2 rRNA genes (1 of these 2 cut by a window edge) are annotated in these 2,500 nt (G+C 54.0%); both read right to left on the reverse strand.

What is annotated here, in order from left to right:
• Positions 1-108: ribosomal RNA gene (gene rrf, locus ACVOK1_RS20165) — 5S ribosomal RNA — on the reverse strand; the annotation flags it as partial.
• Positions 109-234: 126 nt separating this feature from the next.
• Positions 235-2,500 (reverse strand): 23S ribosomal RNA (locus tag ACVOK1_RS20170) (it continues 614 nt past the right edge of the window).

The following is a 2,500-nucleotide window of genomic DNA, read 5'->3' on the forward strand; positions in this document are numbered from 1 at the left end:
GATGACCTACTCTCGCATGGCTTGAGCCACACTACCATCGGCGCAGCTGCGTTTCACTTCCGAGTTCGGGATGGGATCGGGTGGTTCCACAGCGCTAATTTCACCAGGGAGGCTTTTGGAGAGTCGCACTCGTCCCGGGGGGACAAGGCGCCAGCCTCGCATAGTTCTTGTGACGTAGCGTGCACTTGGATGCTCTTACGACGTTGTCGTAAAGCCAAGGCAACTTGAGGTTATATGGTCAAGCCACACGGATCATTAGTATCAGTTAGCTCAATACATTGCTGTACTTACACACCTGACCTATCAACCACATAGTCTATATGGTTCCTTCAGGGGGCTTGTGCCCCGGGAGATCTCATCTTGAGGCGCGCTTCCCGCTTAGATGCTTTCAGCGGTTATCGCTTCCGAACATAGCTACCCGGCAATGCCACTGGCGTGACAACCGGAACACCAGAGGTTCGTCCACTCCGGTCCTCTCGTACTAGGAGCAGCCCCTCTCAAATCTCCAACGCCCATGGCAGATAGGGACCGAACTGTCTCACGACGTTCTGAACCCAGCTCGCGTACCACTTTAAATGGCGAACAGCCATACCCTTGGGACCGACTACAGCCCCAGGATGTGATGAGCCGACATCGAGGTGCCAAACACCGCCGTCGATATGAACTCTTGGGCGGTATCAGCCTGTTATCCCCGGAGTACCTTTTATCCGTTGAGCGATGGCCCTTCCATACAGAACCACCGGATCACTAAGTCCTAGTTTCCTACCTGCTTGATCCGTCGATCTTGCAGTCAAGCACGCTTATGCCTTTGCACACAGTGCGCGATGTCCGACCGCGCTGAGCGTACCTTCGAGCTCCTCCGTTACTCTTTAGGAGGAGACCGCCCCAGTCAAACTACCCACCATACACGGTCCCCGACCCAGATAATGGGCCCAGGTTAGAACGTCAAGCACGACAGGGTGGTATTTCAAGGATGGCTCCACTGCAGCTAGCGCCACAGTTTCATAGCCTCCCACCTATCCTACACAGACGAACTCAACGTTCAGTGTAAAGCTATAGTAAAGGTTCACGGGGTCTTTCCGTCTTGCCACGGGAACGCTGCATCTTCACAGCGATTTCAATTTCACTGAGTCTCGGGTGGAGACAGCGCCGCTGTCGTTACGCCATTCGTGCAGGTCGGAACTTACCCGACAAGGAATTTCGCTACCTTAGGACCGTTATAGTTACGGCCGCCGTTTACTGGGGCTTCGATCAAGAGCTTCGCCTTGCGGCTGACCCCATCAATTAACCTTCCAGCACCGGGCAGGCGTCACACCCTATACGTCCACTTTCGTGTTTGCAGAGTGCTGTGTTTTTGATAAACAGTCGCAGCGGCCTGGTTACTGCGACCCTCTTCAGCTATAGCTCGCACGAGCCACCAAAAAGGGTGCACCTTCTCCCGAAGTTACGGTGCCATGTTGCCTAGTTCCTTCACCCGAGTTCTCTCAAGCGCCTGAGAATTCTCATCCTACCCACCTGTGTCGGTTTACGGTACGGTCTGCGTAAGCTGAAGCTTAGGAGCTTTTCCTGGAAGCGTGGTATCAGTGACTTCGCCATAAAGGCTCGTCTCGGTGCTCGGTCTTGAAGGATCCCGGATTTGCCAAAGATCCAAACCTACCGCCTTTCCCCAGGACAACCAACGCCTGGTACACCTAACCTTCTCCGTCCCTCCATCGCACTTACGCGAGGTGCAGGAATATTAACCTGCTTCCCATCGACTACGACTTTCGTCCTCGCCTTAGGGGCCGACTCACCCTGCGCCGATTAACGTTGCGCAAGGAAACCTTGGGCTTTCGGCGTGCGGGTTTTTCACCCGCATTATCGTTACTCATGTCAGCATTCGCACTTCCGATACCTCCAGCAGACTTCTCAATCCACCTTCAACGGCTTACGGAACGCTCCTCTACCGCGCATAACAAAGTTATGCACCCCAAGCTTCGGTTCACTGCTTAGCCCCGTTAAATCTTCCCCGCAGACCGACTCGACCAGTGAGCTATTACGCTTTCTTTAAAGGGTGGCTGCTTCTAAGCCAACCTCCTGGCTGTCTGTGCCTTTCCACATGGTTTTCCACTTAGCAGTGAATTTGGGACCTTAGCTGTGGGTCTGGGTTGTTTCCCTTTTCACGACGGACGTTAGCACCCGCCGTGTGTCTCCCATACAGTCCGTCTCGGTATTCGGAGTTTGCAATGGTTTGGTAAGTCGCGATGACCCCCTAGCCATAACAGTGCTCTACCCCCGAGAGGATACATATGAGGCGCTACCTAAATAGCTTTCGAGGAGAACCAGCTATCTCCGGGTTCGATTAGCTTTTCACTCCTAATCACAGCTCATCCCCGTCTTTTGCAACAGACGTGGGTTCGGGCCTCCAGTACCTGTTACGGCACCTTCACCCTGGCCATGACTAGATCACCCGGTTTCGGGTCTACTGCCCGCGACTATGCGCCCTTATCAGACTCGGTTT

The organism is Stenotrophomonas sp. STEN087 (assembly GCF_056759115.1).